At 72.7% G+C, this 16,792-nt stretch carries 15 protein-coding genes; 11 read left to right on the top strand and 4 right to left on the bottom strand.

The annotated features are described in order from the left end of the window. Positions 1 to 17: 17 nt before the first annotated feature. A complete protein-coding gene (locus tag AC1Q7O_RS09785; protein ID WP_492658931.1) occupies positions 18 to 419 on the top strand; it encodes a TfoX/Sxy family protein in 402 nt (133 codons plus the stop codon). On the opposite strand, the gene AC1Q7O_RS09780 is transcribed toward AC1Q7O_RS09785, so the two are convergent. After that, complete coding sequence (locus AC1Q7O_RS09780; RefSeq protein WP_492658932.1) at positions 366 to 665, bottom strand: DUF2917 domain-containing protein; 300 nt, start codon at positions 663 to 665, stop codon at positions 366 to 368. The genes AC1Q7O_RS09785 and AC1Q7O_RS09780 overlap by 54 nt on opposite strands. A gap of 90 nt (positions 666 to 755) precedes the next feature. Here AC1Q7O_RS09780 and AC1Q7O_RS09775 point away from each other — a divergent pair, with 90 nt between their 5' ends. Then, positions 756 to 1,715, top strand: coding sequence for a LysR family transcriptional regulator (locus AC1Q7O_RS09775; RefSeq protein WP_492658933.1), 960 nt, complete (start codon positions 756 to 758; stop codon positions 1,713 to 1,715). A gap of 9 nt (positions 1,716 to 1,724) precedes the next feature. On the opposite strand, the gene AC1Q7O_RS09770 is transcribed toward AC1Q7O_RS09775, so the two are convergent. The 3 genes from AC1Q7O_RS09770 to AC1Q7O_RS09760 all read right to left on the bottom strand — a co-directional run bounded on the left by AC1Q7O_RS09770 (position 1,725) and on the right by AC1Q7O_RS09760 (position 4,789). Then, a complete protein-coding gene (locus AC1Q7O_RS09770) occupies positions 1,725 to 3,413 on the bottom strand; it encodes a cation:proton antiporter domain-containing protein (protein WP_492658934.1) in 1,689 nt (562 codons plus the stop codon). Between the two features lie 161 nt (positions 3,414 to 3,574). Continuing rightward, complete coding sequence (locus AC1Q7O_RS09765) at positions 3,575 to 4,120, bottom strand: 5-formyltetrahydrofolate cyclo-ligase (protein ID WP_492658935.1); 546 nt, start codon at positions 4,118 to 4,120, stop codon at positions 3,575 to 3,577. Positions 4,121 to 4,210: 90 nt separating this feature from the next. Next, entirely contained in the window at positions 4,211 to 4,789 is a 579-nt protein-coding gene (locus tag AC1Q7O_RS09760) for a PEP-CTERM sorting domain-containing protein (RefSeq protein ID WP_492658936.1), read from the bottom strand. A 171-nt stretch (positions 4,790 to 4,960) separates the two neighbouring features. Between AC1Q7O_RS09760 and AC1Q7O_RS09755 the strand changes: the two genes are divergently transcribed. The 9 genes from AC1Q7O_RS09755 to AC1Q7O_RS09715 all read left to right on the top strand — a co-directional run bounded on the left by AC1Q7O_RS09755 (position 4,961) and on the right by AC1Q7O_RS09715 (position 16,791). Then, positions 4,961 to 6,940, top strand: a complete 1,980-nt coding sequence (locus AC1Q7O_RS09755; RefSeq protein ID WP_492658937.1) for a lytic transglycosylase domain-containing protein — start codon at positions 4,961 to 4,963, stop codon at positions 6,938 to 6,940. Positions 6,941 to 6,942: 2 nt separating this feature from the next. Beyond that, positions 6,943 to 7,896: a complex I NDUFA9 subunit family protein gene (locus AC1Q7O_RS09750; protein ID WP_492658938.1), complete on the top strand. Its 954-nt coding sequence runs from the start codon at positions 6,943 to 6,945 to the stop codon at positions 7,894 to 7,896. Positions 7,897 to 7,977: 81 nt separating this feature from the next. Beyond that, entirely contained in the window at positions 7,978 to 8,658 is a 681-nt protein-coding gene (locus tag AC1Q7O_RS09745) for a glutathione S-transferase (protein ID WP_492658939.1), read from the top strand. 1 nt (position 8,659) lies between these two features. Continuing rightward, positions 8,660 to 8,968, top strand: a complete 309-nt coding sequence (locus AC1Q7O_RS09740) for a DUF1272 domain-containing protein (protein WP_492658940.1) — start codon at positions 8,660 to 8,662, stop codon at positions 8,966 to 8,968. A 2-nt stretch (positions 8,969 to 8,970) separates the two neighbouring features. Next, complete coding sequence (locus AC1Q7O_RS09735; protein WP_492658941.1) at positions 8,971 to 9,624, top strand: glutathione S-transferase family protein; 654 nt, start codon at positions 8,971 to 8,973, stop codon at positions 9,622 to 9,624. Positions 9,625 to 9,651: 27 nt separating this feature from the next. Continuing rightward, positions 9,652 to 10,875 carry a multifunctional CCA addition/repair protein gene (locus AC1Q7O_RS09730; protein WP_492658942.1) on the top strand — a complete coding sequence of 408 codons (1,224 nt, stop codon included), beginning with the start codon at positions 9,652 to 9,654 and terminating at the stop codon, positions 10,873 to 10,875. A 161-nt stretch (positions 10,876 to 11,036) separates the two neighbouring features. Beyond that, positions 11,037 to 12,245: an efflux RND transporter periplasmic adaptor subunit gene (locus AC1Q7O_RS09725; protein WP_492658943.1), complete on the top strand. Its 1,209-nt coding sequence runs from the start codon at positions 11,037 to 11,039 to the stop codon at positions 12,243 to 12,245. A gap of 14 nt (positions 12,246 to 12,259) precedes the next feature. Next, positions 12,260 to 15,415: an efflux RND transporter permease subunit gene (locus tag AC1Q7O_RS09720; RefSeq protein ID WP_492658944.1), complete on the top strand. Its 3,156-nt coding sequence runs from the start codon at positions 12,260 to 12,262 to the stop codon at positions 15,413 to 15,415. Continuing rightward, positions 15,412 to 16,791: an efflux transporter outer membrane subunit gene (locus tag AC1Q7O_RS09715; RefSeq protein WP_492658945.1), complete on the top strand. Its 1,380-nt coding sequence runs from the start codon at positions 15,412 to 15,414 to the stop codon at positions 16,789 to 16,791. Before AC1Q7O_RS09720 ends, AC1Q7O_RS09715 begins: the two co-directional genes overlap by 4 nt. Position 16,792: the final 1 nt, after the last annotated feature.

Below are 16,792 nucleotides of genomic sequence, written 5' to 3'. Positions count from 1 at the left end.
GAGCTTACATTCGCCGCATGCCGTCGAACGATGCCTTCACCGACCTGTGCGTCGAACTGCTGTCGCCGCTGGGCCCGGTGCGCACCCGCGCGATGTTCGGCGGCCGCGGCTTCTACGTGGACGGCCTGTTCATGGCGCTGATCGCCGACGGCCAGTTCTTCCTGAAGGCCGATGACACGACCCGCGAACGCTTTGTCGCCGCCGGCTGCGAGCCGTTCAGCTACGACACCCAGGACGGCAAGCGCACCGTGATGAGCTACTACCGCGCGCCGGAAGACGCGCTGGAGTCGCCGCCGCTGATGCTGCCCTGGGCGCGGCTGGCGTTCGAGGCGGCGCTGCGGGCCGCCAACGCCAAGGTCAAGAAATCAGCGCCCGCCAAGAAGGCGGCGGCCAAGAAGGCCCCGGCCCGTCGCGGCTGAGGCGGGCGGCACCAGCAGTTCGAAATCGGCGGCCGGCCAGCCTTCCAGCACGGCCGTCTGGCCCGGCGCCAGCACCAGCCCCTGGCCGGCCTCCAGCCACTGGTCCTCGGCCGGCGCGTCGGTCGTGCCGGACAGCGTCAGCCACACGCGGCCCCGCGCCACCGCCAAGCGGCGCGCCTCGGCGCCACCGGCCAGCGTCAGGGCCCGGCCGCCGTCCAGATGCCATGTGGATTGCGCATCGCTCATGATGTTGCTCCTCGGTTGATGTCAGGGATTCTGCTTAGATCACCCAGGGCGGTCCAATGACTCCGCCGCAGCGATTGATACCATCCGCGCATGAATCAGCCGATACGCCAACGCCCGCTGTCCGTCGGCCCGCTGCGCGCCTTCGAGGCCGTCGCCCGGCTGCTGTCCTTCCGGGCCGCCGCGGAGGAGCTGAGCCTGACGCAGTCGGCCATCAGCCGGCAGATCCAGTCGCTGGAGGAAGAGATCGGCTGCACGCTGTTCCTGCGCGGCACGCGCAAGGTGGAGCTGTCCAGCGACGGTGCCCAGCTGCTGCCCACGGCCGTGGCGGTGCTGTCCAAGCTGGATCAGACGGTGCGCCAGATCCGCCGCACGCGTGGCCGCCGCGTCGTCAACGTGACGACGTTCGCGTCCTTCGCGTCACTGTGGCTGATCCCGCGGCTGTGCGAGTTCCAGAAGCACCACCCGGACATCGACATCCGCGTGTCGGCCCAGGACGGCCTCGTCGAGCTGGAAGACGGCGAACACGACCTCGCGCTGCGCTACATCGCCGGCACGGGCCTGAGCTCGCCGGGCGAGCTGATGTTCGAGGAGACCGTGTCGCCCGTCGTCAGCCCCTGGTATGCCGAGTCCACGCGCAACGGCCGGCTGCCGGCGCTGCGGCGGCCGGGCGACCTCGCCGCGCATGCGCTGACCGAGGAGGACGACCCGCGGCCCAGCGCCGAGTTCCTGTCCTGGCGGCACTGGCTGACGCGCCAGCGCGAGCCCGACCTGCAGCCGCTGCGCTGGATGTACTTCAACTTCACTTATCAACAGATCCAGGCCGCGCTGGCCGGCCAGGGCGTCGCGCTGGCGCGGCTGCCGCTGGTGCACGAGCACCTGCAGCGGGCCGAGCTGCTGGAGCCCTTCGGCGCCGCCGGCCGCCTGACCAGCCCCTATGCCTACTGGCTGCTGCCCGCACCGGCCGCGTCGGCACGGCCCGAGGTGCAGGCCTTTGCCGACTGGGTGCGGGAACAGGCCGCGCTCACGCGGCGGCAGCTGGCCGAGGTCTGAGCCTTCCGGTCAGTGGGCCGGCGCCGCAGCCGAGACCGGCTCGGCCACCACGCGCGCCAGCGCCTCCGCCAGCGCCCGCTGCGACCGCAGCACATGGCTGACGCCGGACTGGCCCAGCCACTGCTCCTCCTCGTCGGTGTGCGCCAGCACGGCGCAGCGCAGCCCGGGGTTGAGCTGGCGGGCCAGCGCCAGCAGGGCCGGCACGCCGCGCACGTCGGCCAGCGCGACGACCAGCCAGGCCGCCTGCGCGATGTGGGCCTGCACCAGCGTCATGGCCTCGGCGGCATCGCCCAGCACGGCGGCCTGGCCGTGGGCGCGCAGTGCCTCCACGACGTCGCGGTCACGGTCGATGACCACCAGCGGGCGCTCGCCCAGCAGCGCGTGCAGCGCCGTGCCCAGCGTGCCGTGGCCCACCAGCACGATCTGCCCGGCCAGCGCGCTCTGCGGCGTGTCGGCCGGCAGTTCGGCCAGCGGGTCGTCGCGCGCCTCCAGCCGGCGCGCCCAGGCCGACCGCCGCAGCACCCAGCTGCGCAGCGGCTCCACGCCCGCGAACAGCACCGGGTTCAGCGCGATGGACACGATGGCCCCGGCCACGACCAGGCTGGTCGCCTCGGGCGGCACCAGGCCCAGACTCTGCCCCAGGCCCAGCAGGATGAAGCTGAACTCGCCGATCTGCGCGAGGCTCACGGCCACCGTCAGCGCGGTGGACAGCGGGTACTTCAGCAGCAGCACCAGCGCGCCGGCGGCCACGGTCTTGCCGACCAGGATGACCAGCACCGTCGCCAGCACGGCCAGCGGCTGCTCGATGAGGATCTTCGGGTCGAACAGCATGCCCACGGCGACGAAGAACAGCACCGCGAACGCGTCGCGCAGCGGCAGGCTCTCGTGCGCAGCGCGCTCGCTGAAGGCCGATTCGCGCAGCACCAGGCCCGCGAAGAACGCGCCCAGCGCGACGCTGACGCCGAACAGCGCCGCCGCGCCCACCGCCAGCCCAACGGCCGCGGCCACGGTGGCCAGCGTGAACAGCTCGCGCGAGCCGGTGCGGTTGACCTGCCACAGCATCCACGGCAGCAGGCGCCGGCCGGCGATCAGCATGACGGCGACGAAGGCCGCCACGGCCAGCAGCGTCGTCACGATGGTGACGGCCAGGTTGCCCTGCGCGCCGCCGTCGTCCTTGGCGCCGAGCACCGGGATCAGCACCAGCGCCAGCACCATGGCGAGGTCTTCGACGATGAGCCAGCCGACGGCGATGCGCCCGTTGCCGGTGTGCAGCAGCTCGCGCGACTCCAGCGCGCGCAGCAGCACCACCGTGCTGGCCACCGACAGCGCCAGGCCGAAGATCAGCGACGCGGCCAGGTCCCAGCCCCACCACCAGTGCGCCAGGCCGGCACCCAGCGCCGTCGCTGCGGCCATCTGCACCAGCGCGCCGGGCAGCGCGATGCGCTTGACCGACATCAGGTCGCCGACCGAGAAGTGCAGGCCCACGCCGAACATCAGCAGCATGACGCCCACCTCCGACAGCTGGTGCGCCAGGTGCACGTCGCCGACGAAACCCGGTGTGTGCGGCCCGATCAGCACGCCGGCCAGCAGATAGCCCACGAGGGCGGGCAATCGTGCCCACTGCGCCAACAGGCCCAGCACCAAGGCGAGGCCGAACGCGGCGGCCAGCGTGGAGATCAGGGTCATGTTGTCGTGCATCGTGCAGGGGTCCTTTCAGTCAATGTGTCGCGTTGGCGGGCCGAGCGCTGGGCCGCTCCCGAGCCGGCCCGCCCAGGCGATGTGCTTGCGGCTCAACGCCGCAAGCATCGCCGTCCTCTCGGGGGACCGGCCAAGGTACTCCTTGGACGAGGGGCTTCACGTCAGTCGGGGGCGATCAGTTCGCGTTCAGTGAGGATGACCGTCAACGCGCGGTCGTGCGGCTCGACGGCGAACTGGGTCTCGGCCCCCGACCATGCCACACCCACGGCGGTCACCCCGGGGTGAGCGCTGAGCCAGCGGTCGAAATAGCCGCCGCCATAGCCCAGCCGGAAGCCCTCGCGCGTGAAACCCACGCAGGGCACCAGCACGACGTCGGGCACCGCGACGGCGCCGGTGCTGGTGGCGATGCCGCACTCGTCCTGCACGGCGGGCGCGGCGCCGTCCCAGCGGCGGAACACCATCTCGGCCGGGTCGCGTCGCGCGAACGGCAGCGCGCGCGGGTACGGCAGGCTGCCGGGGTCGAACTCGCCGGCCAGTGGCCAGTACACGCCCAGCAGCTCGGGCTCCAGCTGCTCCAGCAGCACGGCCAGCGACTGGCGCACGGCGTGCTCGGCCGCCTGGAAGGCCGGCGTGGCGGCAAGGGCGCGGCGCTCGGCCAGCAGGCGGCGGCGCAGCTCGGCGCGGTCGGGGTGAACGGCAGTGGACATCGGCGCCCCGGCAGTGGAGTTGCCGCGTATTGGAACCCATCAACGATGACGCCCCGGGGCTGCCGGGGCGTCAACGGGGGCGGTTCGACGTCAGCTGCGGCGGCGCCACGCGGCCAGGCCGGCCACGCCGCCCAGCAGCAGCGCCCAGCTGGCCGGCTCGGGCACGGCGGTGATCTGGAACACGAAGCTGTGGTCCTGGTAGTTCAGGTCGCCGCCGCCGTTCAGGTCCTCGAAGGCCACGTTGACGCCGGCCGGCACCAGCGCGTCGCCGGCGTAGGCGGCCCACCAGGCATGGTTGACGCCGTCGCCATTGCGCGCCGGGTCGGTGGAGTAACGCGCGCCGTCGACCACCTGGATGAAGAACGACACCGTGTCGCCGGCCGCCACCGTGCCCATCACGTAGCGGTCGCCGTAGCTGCGGCCCGCGGCGTGGTTGTCCAGCCCCGCCGCGCCGTCCACGCCGTTGATGCGGGCGCCGGCCAGCACGGTCAGCCCACCGACGCCGCCGGTGTACCAGGCCACCAGCTGGCCGCTGGTCGCCGCCACGAAGCTGGCCGTGGCGGGCGCCGGGCCGCTCAGGCCGGCCTCGGCATAGGTCTGCGGCACGGCCAGCGCGCCCAGGCTCGTCAGCGCGCAGGCCGCGCCCAGCATCAGGTGCTTGCTCAACATCGTCTCCTCGGGGTGTGGCGCCAAGACTAGGCGCCGGGTAGCGCTATCACCACCCCTAGGCCATGGCAAACGCCGCCATGCGTGGGAAGCGCCTTGGGGCGTGCACGCCAGTGGGTTAAATTGACCCGGAACGGGGATGCAGCAGTCATGAAGCGATCGGGTGGGCAAGTCTTGAAGCGTTGGGGCCGCTGGGCCGCGGTGGGCCTGATGGCGCTGGCGCAAGCGGCGTCGGCCGCGCCGGCGCCGGCCGACGACCTGGCCGTGCAGGCCCGCGACGCCTGGGTCAAGCGCGACCGCAAGCGCCTGGCGCCGCTGGTGGATGCCGCCCGCGCGCAGGCCCACCCGCTGGCCGGCTGGGTGGAGTATTTCGACCTGAACGCCCGCCTGGCCGAGGTGCGCCAGCCCGAGATGGACGCGTTCTATGCGCGCTACCCCGGCAGCTACGTGGAAGACCGGCTGCGCAACGACTGGCTGCTGGAGCTGGGCCGGCGCCGCGACTGGGCCGGTTTCCGGCGCGACCACGCCAGCTACCAGATGCGCGACGACCGCGAGGTGGCCTGCTACGCGCTGCTGGCCGATCACCTGTCGGGCACCAAGGTCGACGCCGACGCGGCGCGCACCGCCTGGATGGCTCAGAAGGATGGCGACGACGGCTGCAACGCGCTGGCCACCACCTTCTTCGAGGCCGGGCTGTTCAAACCCGACACCGCCTGGGCCAAGGCCCGCCAGGCGCTGGAGCAGGGCCGCCCGCGCGCGGCCCGCCAGGCCGTGGCGCTGCTGGGCAACAAGGCGCTGGAGCAGAAGCTCGCCGAACTGCAGGACAACGCCGGCCGCTACCTCACCCGCAAGGCCCGCACCACGCCGCGCGCCGAAGCCGAGCTGACCGCGCTGGCGCTGGCCCGCGTGGCCGCCAACGACGCGACCCAAGCCGGCGACGTGCTGCGCGACAAGTGGAGCCGCCTGCCCACCGACCTGCAGGCCTGGCTGTGGATGCAGATCGGCCGCCAGTCGGCGATGCGGCTGCAGGACGACGCGCTGGCCGCCTTCGAGCGCGCGCACAAGCTGGCGCCGGACATGGCGTTCAGCGACGACGCGCTGGCCTGGGCCGCCCGCGCCGCGCTGCGTGCCAAGTCGCCCGTCGTCGCGCTGCGCGCCATCGAGCAGATGAGCGCCGGCGAGCAGCGCGACCCCGGCTGGGTCTACTGGCGCGCCCGCGCCACCCGCATGCAGGGCGACGCCGCCGCCGCCCGCGCGCAGCTCACCGCGCTGGCCACCACGCCGCTGAACTACTTCGGCCGGCTGGCCGCCGAGGACCTGGGCCTGCCCACGCCGCTGCCCGCCGTGCCCGCGCCGCTGACGGCGGAGGAGCGCCGCGCCGCGCGCAGCCACCCAGGCCTCACGCGCGCGCTGCGCCTCATCGACCTGGGCCTGCGCAGCGAGGGCGTGCGCGAATGGAACTTCTCGCTGCGCGGCATGAACGATCGCGCGCTGCTGGCCGCCGCGCAGGAGGCCTGCGACCGCGAGGTGTGGGACCGCTGCATCAACACCAGCGAGCGCACGAAGAGCGAGATCGACATCGCGCAGCGCTACCCGCTGCCGCACAAGGCCGAGCTGATGCGCGAGGCCCAGGCGGCGTCGCTGGACCCGGCCTACGTCTACGGGCTGATCCGCCAGGAGTCGCGCTTCGTGCTGGACGCGCGCTCGCATGTCGGCGCGGCCGGGCTGATGCAGGTCATGCCGGCCACGGCCAAGTGGACGGCCAAGAAGGCCGGGCTGGCCTACAGCCCCGACCTGATGCACGACCGCGACTTCAACCTGCGCATCGGCACGCACTACCTGAAGCTGGTGCTGGACCGCTTCGACGGCGCGCAGGCGCTGGCCGCCGCGGCCTACAACGCCGGCCCCGGCCGCCCCGCGCGCTGGCGCGACGGCCCGGTGCTGGACGCGGCCATCTGGGCCGAGAACATCCCGTTCAACGAGACCCGCGACTACGTGCGCAAGGTGCTGCTGGGCGGCACGGTCTACGCGCAGCTGCTGGGGCTGCCGGCCACCAGGCTGCGCGAGCGGCTGGGCGCCAGCGTCGGCCCGGCCGGCAGCCGCGGCGCGGACGCGGGCGACGTGCCGCCGCCGGCCGCCGCGGGAGGGCTGTGACCATGGGCCTGTCCGTCCTCCTCCTCGGCGGCAGCGGCTTCGTCGGCCGCGCGCTGTGCGAGCAGCTGACCCGCCGGCTGGGCGCCGGCGTGCGCATCACGGTGCCGACGCGGCGGCTGCCGCACGCGCGGGCCGTGCAGAGCCTGCCCGGCGTCACGGTCGTGCAGGCCGACGTCTTCCGCGACCTGCCGGCGCTGCTGCCGGGGCATGACGCCGTCGTCAACCTCATTGCCATCCTGCAGGGCCGCGAGGCGGCGTTCCAGCGGGCGCACGTCAAGCTGCCGCTCGAGGTGGCCGCGGCCATGGGCGACGCCGGCGTGCGGCGGCTGGTGCACGTGAGCGCGCTGGGCGTGGCCGCCGACGCGCCGTCGCGCTACCTGCGCAGCAAGGCGGCCGGCGAGGCGGTGCTGCAGGCGGCCGCACAGGCCGGCGCGCTGGACCTGACGCTGGTGCGGCCGTCGCTGGTGTTCGGCGCGGGCGACCGCAGCGTCAACCTGTTCGCCGGGTTGCAGCGCCTCTTCCCGCTGATGCCGCTGGGCGGCGCCGGCGCGCGGCTGCAGCCGGTGTGGGTGCAGGACCTGGCGCAGGCCCTCGTCGAGGTGCTGCTGCGCCGCGAGGCCATCGGCCAGACCTACGAGATCGCCGGCCCGCGCGCGCTGACGCTGGCGCAGCTGGTGCGGCTGGCCGGCCGCGTGGCGGGCTGCGAGCGGCCCGTGCTGCCGCTACCGGGGCCGCTGGCCACGCTGCAGGCGCTGGCGATGGAATGCCTGCCGGGCGAGCCGCTGCTGTCGCGTGACAACCTCGCGTCGCTGCGCGTGCCCAATGTGGCCAGCGGCGCGCACCCGGGGCTGGCCGAGCTGGGCATCACGGCGAGCTCGCTGGCCGCCGTGCTGCCGGGCTACCTGGCGCCGGGCGCGGGCGTCGCGCGGCTGGACGCCTGGCGCGCGCGGCACTGAGCGCGCATCAATCCGTTGCGGAATGCTCATCGCCGACGGCACAGGCCCCGCCTAAGCTCTGCGGCTCACTCGAAAGGCCCCATGAAGCTCTACATCGGCAACAAGAACTACTCGTCCTGGTCCATGCGCAGCGGCGTGCTGCTGACGGCGTTCGGCATTCCGTTCACCGAGGTCAAGCTGCGCTTCGACTTCAGCGAGGGTTCCGAGTGGAGCCGCGTCATCGCCACCGTGACGCCGACGAAGCGCGTGCCGGTCATCGTCGAGGACGACGGCTTCACCGTATGGGACACGCTGGCCATCACCGAGTACATCGCCGACCGCTTCCCCGACAAGGCCATCTGGCCCCGCGACGCGAAGGCCCGCGCCCGCGCACGCAGCCTGTGCGCCGAGATGCACGCCGGCTTCACGCGGCTGCGCACCGTATGCCCCATGAACATCGAGGCCTTCTTCCCGGACGTGGGCCAGAAGATGTGGGCCGAGGACGCCGCGCTGCGCGCCGACGTGGCGCGGCTGGACGCGGCCTGGAGTGACGCGCTCGGCGCCAGCCCCGGCCCCTTCCTGTTCGGCGAGTTCAGTGGGGCGGATGCCTACTTCGTGCCGGTCGCGGTGCGGCTCAGCCGGTTCGGCTTCCCGCTGTCGGAGCGCGCCGCCGCCTACCGCGACGCGCTGCTGGCCCACCCGGCCGTGGAGGACTGGGTGGCCGACGCGCTGCGCGAGCAGGACTTCATCGCCGAAGACGAGCCCTACCGCAGCTCGCGCTGACATGCTGGAACTCCGCCCCTGCTGCGAGCACTGCGCCGTGACGCTGGCGCCGGACTCGCTCGAAGCGCGCATCTGCAGCTTCGAGTGCACGTTCTGCGCGGCCTGCGCGGAAGGGCTGCTGAGCAACGTCTGCCCCAACTGCGGCGGCGGCTTCGTGCCGCGGCCGGTGCGGCCCGCGCGCGACTGGAAGGGCGGCAACTCGCTGGCCGCCTACCCCGCGCGCACCGAGCCCAAGCACCGGCCCGTGGACCTGGCCGCCCATGCCCACCTCGTCGCCGCGCTGGGCGGCCTGCCGCCCGAACAACGCTGACCATGATCACCCTCCACGGCTTCTCCCAATCCGGTAACACCTACAAGGTCGCGCTGATGCTGCAGGCGCTGCAGCTGCCCTGGACCCCGCGGCACGTGCCGCTGGCCGACTTCGCCGCCGGGCTGACGCGCTCCGACGCGTGGCGCCAGGGCGAGAACGAGATGGGCGAGGTGCCCATCCTGGAGATCGACGGCCAGCGCCTGACGCAATCGGCCGCCATCCTGCTGTACCTGGCCCGGCGCGAAGGCAGGTACGGCGGCGCGACCGACGACGAGCAGCAGGACGTGCTGCGCTGGCTGTTCTTCGACAACCACAAGTTCACGAGCTACTTCGCGACCTACCGCTTCATGAAGTCCTTCGCCGGCACGCCGCCCGAGCCGGCGCTGATGGCCTGGTTCAAGGGCCGCATCGACAACGCCTTCGGCATCGTCGACAAGCACCTGGCCGGCCGCGACTTCATCGTCGGCAGCGCGCCCACCATCGCCGACCTGTCGCTGGCGGGCTACCAGTTCTTCCCGGTCGAGGAAAGCGGCATCGATGTGGCCGCGCAGTACCCGGCCATCGCCGCCTGGCGCGAGCGGCTGAAGACGGCGCTGCCGGGCTGGAAGCCGCCCTACGAGCTGCTGCCGGGCGAGCAGGTGGCGCCGAAGTGGTGAGGCGAGGGGCGCGCAGAATGCCGCCCCATGCCTGAGTTCCAGAAGTTTCTCGTCGGCGGTGCCGTCCGCGATCGCCTGCTGGGCCTCCCGGTGCAGGACCGCGACTGGGTCGTCGTCGGCGCGTCACCGCAGGCGCTCGTCGAGGCCGGCTATCAGCCCGTCGGCAAGGACTTCCCGGTCTTCCTGCACCCCGACACGCACGAGGAAGTGGCGCTGGCCCGCACCGAGCGCAAGACGGCCGCGGGCTATCACGGCTTTGCGTTCCACGCCGCGCCCGACGTCACGCTGGAACAAGACCTGGCCCGCCGCGACCTGACGATCAACGCGATGGCCGAGGACGACGCCGGCCAGGTCGTCGACCCCTACGGCGGCCGGCGCGACATCGCGCAGAAGGTGCTGCGCCATGTGTCGCCCGCCTTCGCCGAAGACCCCGTGCGCATCCTGCGGCTGGCCCGCTTCGCGGCGCGCTTCGCCGACTTCAGCATCGCGCCCGAGACCGTCGCGCTGATGCGCGACATGGTGGCCGCCGGCGAGGTGGACGCACTGGTGCCCGAGCGCGTCTGGCAGGAGCTGTCGCGCGGGCTCATGGAGGCCAAGCCGTCGCGCATGCTGGAGGTGCTGCGCGATGCCGGCGCGCTGCCGAAGCTGCTGCCGGAGGTGGAGGCGCTGTTCGGCGTGCCGCAGCCCGAGGCGCATCACCCGGAGATCGACACCGGCATCCACCTGCTGATGGTGCTGGACCAGTGCGCGCGGCTGGACGCGCCGCTAACGGTGCGCTACGCCTGCCTGTGCCACGACCTCGGCAAGGGCACGACGCGCAAGGAAGAGCTGCCGCGCCACATCGCGCACGAACTGCGCAGCGAGAAGCTGGCCGCCAAGGTCAGCGCGCGCTGGAAGGTGCCCAACGACTGCCGCGAACTGGCCGCGCTCGTGGCCCGCGAGCACACGCATGTGCACCAGAGCAGCAGCTTCAGCGCCGAGGCGCGGCTGCGCCTGCTGGAGCGCTGCGACGCATGGCGGCGGCCGCAGCGTTTTGCCGAACTGCTGTGGGCCTGCGAATGCGACGCGCGCGGCCGTCTGGGGTTGGAGAACCGCGACTATCCGCAGCGCGAAAGGCTGCTGGCCGACCTGGCCGCCACGCAGCAGGTGGACCTCGCCGCCGTCAGCGCCGCGGCCATGGCGCGCGGCGCGCAAGGCGCCGACATCGGCCGCGCCGTGCAGCGCGCGCGGCTGGCGGCGCTGGCTGCCTAACCCCATGACGAACGGCATGGGCTGAACGGGGTCCTGTCAAGGGACTTTGCGTTGCTTCACCGGCATGGAAGCGCTTGCATGGCTACAGTGCTGCGTTTTGCCCCGCCCGCCAACGCTGGCTCCGGGGCAGGTACCGAAAACCGTCGGACGGGGTCGCAAAGATGAAGTGGGCAAGGGGTAGCAAGGCCGGGTTGGGCGCCATGTGCTTGACGGTGGGACTGGGCGCCGGCCTGCAGGGCTGCAGCCCGGCGGGCAGCCAGACCGGCACCGCCGCCGCGCCGCCGCCGCCCGAGGTGGGCGTCGTCACCGTCGCGCCCGGCCGGGCCGACCTGTCGGTGGAGCTGCCGGGCCGGCTGGAGGCCTACCGCGTGGCCCAGGTGCGTGCCCGCGCCGCCGGCATCCTGCACAAGCGGCTGTTCAACGAAGGCGCCGACGTGAAGGCCGGCCAGCCGCTGTTCGACATCGACGCCGCGCCCTACCGCGCCACGCTGGCCAGCGCACAGGCGCAGCTGGCCCGCGCCGAGGCCAATCTGATGCAGGCCCAGGCGCTGGCCGACCGCTACGCGCCGCTGGCCAGGAGCCAGGCCGTCAGCCAGCAGGAAGCGCTGAACGCGCAGGCTGCCGCCAAGCAGGCCGCCGCCGACGTGCAGGCGGGCAAGGCCGCCGTGCAGACGGCGCAGATCAACCTGGGCTACGCCACCGTCACCGCGCCCATCGCCGGCCGCATCGGCCGCGCGCTGGTCACCGAGGGTGCGCTGGTGGGCCAGGGTGAAGCCACGCCGCTGGCCGTCGTGCAGCAGATCGACAAGCTGTACGTGAACTTCACGCAGTCGGCCGCCGACGTGATGCGGCTGCGCCAGGCGCTGGCCGCCGGCCGGCTGCAGCGCGCCGGTGGCGGCGAGGCCGCCAAGGTGCAGGTGCTGCTGGAAGACGGCAGCGTCTACCCGCAGGCCGGCAAGCTGCTGTTCTCCGACCTCAGCGTGGACGCCAACACCGGCCAGATCGCGCTGCGTGCCGAGCTGCCCAACCCGCAGGGGCTGCTGCTGCCCGGGCTGTACGTGCGCGTGCGCCTGGCGCAGGCCGAAGTGGCCGACGGCGTGTGGCTGCCGCAGCAGGCGGTGGCGCGCGGCTCGGCGGGCGACTCGGTGCTGGTCGTCGCCGACGACGGCGCCGTGACCGCCCGGCCGGTCAAGCTGGGCCCGGCCCAGGGCGGCCGCGCGCTGGTGCTGGACGGCCTGAAGGCGGGCGAGAAGGTCATCGTCGACGGCCTGCAGAAGGCCAAGGCCGGCGGCAAGGTGCGGCCCGTGCCGGTGGCGGCCGCAGGCTCGGCCCCGGCCGCCGCTGCGCCCGCATCCGCAGCCTCGCGCTGAGGAGCTGACCCGACATGGCGCAGTTCTTCATCAACCGGCCCATCTTCGCGTGGGTCATTGCGTTGTTCATCCTCGTCATCGGCGGCGTCGCGGTCACGCAGCTGCCGATCGCGCAGTACCCGCCGGTGGCCCCGCCGGCCATCCAGCTGTCGGTCACCTACCCCGGCGCCTCCGCGCAGACGCTGGAGGACGCCGTCATCAGCATCATCGAGCGCGAGATGAACGGCGCGCCCGGCCTGATCTACATGGAGGCCAGCGCGCAGTCGGACGGCTCGGGCTCCATCACGCTGAACTTCGAGCCCGGCACCAACCCGGACCTCGCGCAGGTGGACGTGCAGAACCGCCTCGCGCGGGCCACGCCGCGGCTGCCGTCCAGCGTCATCCAGCAGGGCGTGCGCGTCGACAAGGCCAACCCCAACTTCCTGCTGTTCACCATCGTGTCCAGCACCAACCCCGACGTCGACACGACGGCGCTGGGTGACTACGTCGCCCGCTCGCTGCTGCCCGAGCTGCAGCGCGTGCCCGGCGTGGGCCAGGCGTCGCTGTTCGGCACGGAGCGCGCGATGCGCATCTGGCTGGACCCGGCCAAGCTCGTCGGCCTGCGGCTGTCGCCGGCCGACGTGAACGACGCCATCCGCGCGCAGAACGCGCAGGTGGACTCGGGCGCCATCGGCGACCTGCCCAACATCCCCGGCCAGGCCGTCGCGGCCACGGTGGTGGTGCGCGGCCAGCTGACCAGCGCCGAGCAGTTCGGCAACATCGTGCTGCGTGCCAATGCCGACGGCTCCACCGTGCGGCTGAAGGACGTGGCCCGCGTGGAGCTGGGCGCGCAGGCCTACACCGGCCGCATCACGCGGCTGAACGGCCAGCCGTCGGTGGGCATCGGCGTGCAGCTGGCGCCGTCGGCCAACGCGCTGCAGACGGCCGACCTCGTCAAGAAGCGCCTCAAGGAGCTGCAGCCCTACTTCCCGTCGGGCGTGAAGGCCAGCATCCCGTTCGACAGCTCGCTGTTCATCGACATCTCCATCTCGCAGGTCGTCGAGACGCTGGTCGAAGCCGTTTTCCTCGTGTTCCTCGTGATGTTCCTGTTCCTGCAGAACATCCGCTACACGCTGATCCCGACGCTGGTGGTGCCCATCGCGCTGCTGGGCAGCTTTGCGACGCTGCTGGCCCTGGGCTTCTCGATCAACGTGCTGACGATGTTCGGCATGGTGCTGGTCATCGGCATCGTCGTGGACGACGCCATCGTGGTGGTGGAGAACGTCGAGCGCATCATGAGCGAGGAGGGGCTGTCGCCGCTCAAAGCCACGCGCAAGGCGATGGGCCAGATCTCGGGCGCCATCGTCGGCGTGACCGTGGTGCTGATCTCGGTGTTCGTGCCGCTGGCGTTCTTCTCGGGCGCCATCGGCAACATCTACCGCCAGTTCGCCGCGGTCATGGTCTCGGCGATCGCGTTCTCGGCGTTCCTGGCGCTGTCGCTGACGCCGGCGCTGTGCGCCACGCTGCTCAAGCCCGTCGAGGCCGGCCACCACATCGACAAGCGCGGCTTCTTCGGCTGGTTCAACCGCCGCTTCGCGCGCACGGCCAAGGGCTACGAAGGCTGGGTGGCCAAACTCATCCACCGCGGCGGCCGCATGCTCATCGTCTACATCGCCGTCATCGGCGCGGCGACGCTGCTGTTCCGCAACCTGCCCACGTCGTTCGTGCCGAACGAGGACCAGGGCAGCATCCTCGTCAACGTGCAGCTGCCGCCCGGCGCCACGCAGCAGCGCACGCTGGCCGTCATGCAGCAGGCCGAGGACTACCTGCTCAAGCAGCCCGAGGTGGAGAGCATGGTCAGCGTGGTGGGCTTCAGCTTCGCCGGCTCGGGCCAGAACGCGGCGCTGGGCTTCGTCACGCTCAAGCCCTGGGACGAGCGCCACGGCGCCGAGCACAGCGCGCAGGGCCTGGTGCAGCGCAGCTTCGGCGCCTTGGGCAAGATCCGCGACGCCGTGATCTTCCCGGTCAGCCCGCCGCCCATCCGCGACCTGGGCCGCGCCAACGGCTTCGCGTTCCGCCTGCAGGACCGCAGCGGCCACACGCGCGCCGAGCTGCTGGCCGCGCGCAACCAGCTGCTGGCTGCCGCCGCCAAGAACCCGCTGCTGGCCGCGGTGCGGCCCGACGGCCTGGAGGACGCCGCGCAGCTCGAACTCAGCATCGACCGCGAACGCGCGCTCGCGCTGGGCGTGCCCATAGCCGCAATCAACTCGGTGCTGGGCGTGTCGCTGGGGTCCAGCTACGTGAACGACTTCCCCAACGCCGGCCGGCTGCAACGCGTTGTCGTGCAGGCCGAGGCCAGCGCGCGCATGCAGCCCGAAGACCTGCTGAAGCTGAACGTGCAGAACACCGCCGGCCAGCCGGTGCCGCTGGCTTCGTTCGCCAGCAGCAAGTGGATCACCGGCCCGCTGCAGACGGTGCGCTACAACGGCTACCCGACGATGCGCATCGCCGGTGAACCGGCCAAGGGCGTGTCCACCGGCACGGCCATGGCCGAGATGGAGAAGATCGCGGCGACGCTGCCCGACGGCTTCGGCTACGAGTGGACCGGCCAGTCGCGCGAGGAGAAGCTGTCGGGCTCGACGGCCTTCATCCTGTTCGGCTTCTCGCTGCTGGCGGTGTTCCTGTGCCTGGCCGCGCTGTACGAGAGCTGGAGCATCCCGCTCGCCGTGCTGCTGGTGGTGCCGCTGGGGGTTCTCGGCGTCGTGCTGGGCGCCAACATCCGCGGGCTGGAGAACGACGTCTACTTCAAGGTCGGCATGATCACCATCATCGGCCTGTCGGCCAAGAACGCGGTGCTCATCATCGAGTTCGCCAAGGACCTGCAGGCCCACGGCAAGAGCGTGTTCGAGGCCGTCATCGAGGCGGCGCACCTGCGCTTCCGGCCCATCGTCATGACCTCGCTGGCCTTCATCCTCGGCGTGCTGCCGCTGGTGCTCGCCAGCGGCGCCGGCTCGGCCAGCCAGCGCGCCATCGGCACCGGCGTCATGGGCGGCATGATCACCGCGACCATGCTGGCCGTGCTGTTCGTGCCGGTGTTCTTCGTCGTCGTGCGGCGCTTCTTCCCCGGCAGCGAACGGCAGCGCCGGCGCGATGCCCACGAGAACGAAGAAGAATCCGGGAGCCAGGCATGACCCGCGCGCTGACCCTGATCGCCACGGCCGCGCTGCTGGCCGCCTGCGCCGGCCCCGAGCCGAAGAAGTCCACCGCCGCTGAAAGCGCCCAGGCCGCACTGCCGGCCGCCGCGTTCCCGAACGCCGGCGGCACCGGCGCCACGGCGGCCGCCGCCCTGCCCTGGGCGCAGGCTTTCCAGGGCGCGCGGCTGCAGCGCCTCATCCCGCTGGCGCTGGCCAACAACCGCGACCTGCGCGTGGCCGTCGCCAACATCGGCGCCGCGCGCGCCACCGCCGCCGCGCGCGACGCCGACCTGTGGCCGACGGTGAACGTCGGCGTCAGCGGTTCGCGCACGCCCAACAGCAGCGGCGGCATCACCAGCAACTACCAGGCGGGGCTGCAGGTCTCGGCCTACGAGCTGGACCTGTTCGGCCGCCTGCGCAGCCTGGACGCCGCCGCGCAAGCCCAGCTGCTGGCCGCCGAGGCCAACCAGCAGGCGGTGCAGATCGCGCTGGTGGCTGCCGTCGCCACGGCCGAGATCGCGCTGCAGGCCGACGAGGCGCTGCTGAAGATCACGCGCGACACGCTGGCCAGCCGTGAGCAGTCGCTGTCGCTGATCCGCCAGCGCTTCGAGGGTGGCATCACCAGCGAGATCGACCTGCGCACGGCCGAGTCGGCGCTGCAGGCCGCCCGCGTGGCCTACGCGCAGACGCAGCGCCAGCGCGCGCTGGACCAGAACGCGCTGCTGCTGCTGCTGGGCGCCACGCCGCCGGCCGACCTGCCCGCGCCCACCGGGCTGCTGGCCGACTTCGAGCCGCTGGCCGAGCTGCCCGCCGGCGTGCCGGCCGAGGTGCTGACGCGCCGGCCCGACGTGCGCCAGGCCGAGCAGGCACTGGCCGCGGCCGACGCCAACATCGGTGCCGCCCGCGCGGCCTTCTTCCCGCGCATCACGCTGACCGGCAGCCTGGGCACCGCCAGCAGCCAGCTGGACAACCTGTTCAAGAACACCGTCTGGAGCTTTGCGCCGTCGCTGGTGCAGCCGCTGTTCGACGCCGGCCGCAACCGCGCCAACCTGGCCGCCGCGCGCGCCCAGCGCGACGCAGCGACGGCGCAGTACGAGAAGGCCATCCAGAGCGCGTTCCGCGACGTCGCCGACGCGCTGGCCGGCCGCGCCACGCTGGCCGAGCAGCGCACGGCCCAGGCCGCGCAGGTGGACGCCGAGGCGCGCCGGCTGGCGCTGGCCGAGGAGCGCTACAAGGCCGGTGTCGCCAGCTCGCTGGACGTGCTGGACGCGCAGCGCTCGCTGTTCGCCGCCCAGCAGGCGCTGGTGCAGGTACAGAGCCTGCGCGCGCAGAACCTCGTGGCCGTCTACCGCGTGCTGGGCGGCGGGGTCTGAC

The sequence above is a fragment of the Roseateles sp. GW823-FHT07B05 genome, from assembly GCF_058794515.1.
The sequence above is the reverse complement of the archived record's forward strand: the minus strand, read 5'-3'. Positions and strand labels throughout refer to the sequence as shown.